We start from the raw sequence: 1,576 nt of genomic DNA on the forward strand, positions 1-1,576 counted from the left end.
CCTCACGAGCCGGGTCGTGTTGCGCGAGCTCGGCGCCGCTATCGTCGCCCTCGGCGACGCCCCCGATGGCCGCAACATCAACGCTGGCGTCGGCACCGAGCATCCAGAGAAACTCACCGCCGCCGTGCGCGCGAGCGGCGCCCGCCTCGGCATCGCGCACGACGGCGATGGGGACCGCTGCATCCTTTGCGACGAACACGGCGGGGTGCTCGATGGCGCTCGTGACCACGTGGGCCGGCCGCACGCCCGCGGCCTCCACGATCCCTAACCCATCTTTTACATGGCCCCATTGATAATCACCCCTAGATGGTATCTAACCATCTGATCCGTATGTACACGCCTGCTGAAAATCGCAATGTAGTGCCAAGTTATTCGATAGGGGCAGAGTAAAGCGGGTGCCGGGTGTCGTAGAGTACCGGGATGTACATCCGTCGCACCCACACCACTAACAGCGTCACCGCAGAGCGCTACGCCACCCATCGCCTGGTGCAGTCCGAGCGCGTGGGCGGACGGGTGCGGCAGGTCACCCTGCTCAACCTGGGCCGCCATTTCGCGCTGCCGCAGGAGGCGTGGCCGGCACTGTGCGCGCGGCTGGAGGAGTTACGTAGCGGCCAGGGGGCCTTGCTGGCCGGCGCCGCGCCCGTCGAACGGGAGGCGCAGCGGCTCTTCGCCCGGTTGTTGGCGCGCCAGGGCGTGGCCCCGCAGACCGGCGCCCCCGCGGGAGGGGATGTGCAGGCGGTCGATGTCGACTCGCTGGAGCTGAGCCGCCCGCGCAGCGTGGGCGTGGAGTCGGTGGCGCTGTGGGCCATGGCGGAGGTGAACTTTGTCGCGCTGCTCCAAAATCTGGGGCTGAGCGGTCCGCAACGGGCGCTGATCGTCGGCGCCATCATTGGACGTATGGCCGCGCCGGGTTCGGAACGGGCGACCCACCGCTGGCTGAGCGAGCGCAGTGCGCTGGGAGAATTGCTGGAGGTCGACTTCGAGACCATCCCCCTGGCACCGTTCTACCGGGCGGCGGACCTGTTGATGCGTCACCGGGCAGTGATCGAGCAGACGGTCTTTACGCGCGTCAGTGACCTGTTTGGGCTCAACTGGACGGTCACCCTCTATGATCTGACCAACACGTTTTTCGAGGTGGCGGCGGCCGCCAACCCCAAAGCGCAACGCGGACACTCCAAGGAGAAGCGCAGCGACTGCCCGCTGGTGACCCTGGGGCTGGTGCTCGATGGCAGTGGCTTTGTCCGCCGCTCCCAGACCTTCGACGGCGCGGTGACCGAGGGCACAACCCTGGCGGGAATGCTGGAAGGCTTGGGGGCGCCGCGTGGCGCCTTGGTGGTGATGGACGCCGGGATCGCGACGGCGGACAACATCCTGTGGCTGCGGACCCAGGGCTACCGCTACCTGGTGGTCAGCCGTGAGCGCCAGCGTCAGTTCGATGCCACCGCGGCCACGTCGCTGACGACGGCTAGTGGTGAGGCGCTGGCCATCCAACGGGTGCTTGACGCCGACGCCGAGGAGGTGCGGCTGTATTGTTTCTCCGCCTGCCGGGCCGGCAAGGAGCAGGGGATCTCCGAGC

2 pseudogenes are annotated in these 1,576 nt (G+C 67.8%); both read left to right on the forward strand.

Annotation, left to right across the window (positions count from 1 at the left end):
• Positions 1-217 (forward strand): annotated as a pseudogene (glmM, locus tag QZY44_RS26205) (phosphoglucosamine mutase); the annotation flags it as partial.
• A gap of 203 nt (positions 218-420) precedes the next feature.
• Positions 421-1,576: pseudogene (locus tag QZY44_RS26210) on the forward strand (transposase); the annotation flags it as partial.

Origin of the sequence: uncultured Thiodictyon sp. (assembly GCA_903837595.1) — a bacterium.
Taxonomy (GTDB): domain Bacteria; phylum Pseudomonadota; class Gammaproteobacteria; order Chromatiales; family Chromatiaceae; genus Thiodictyon.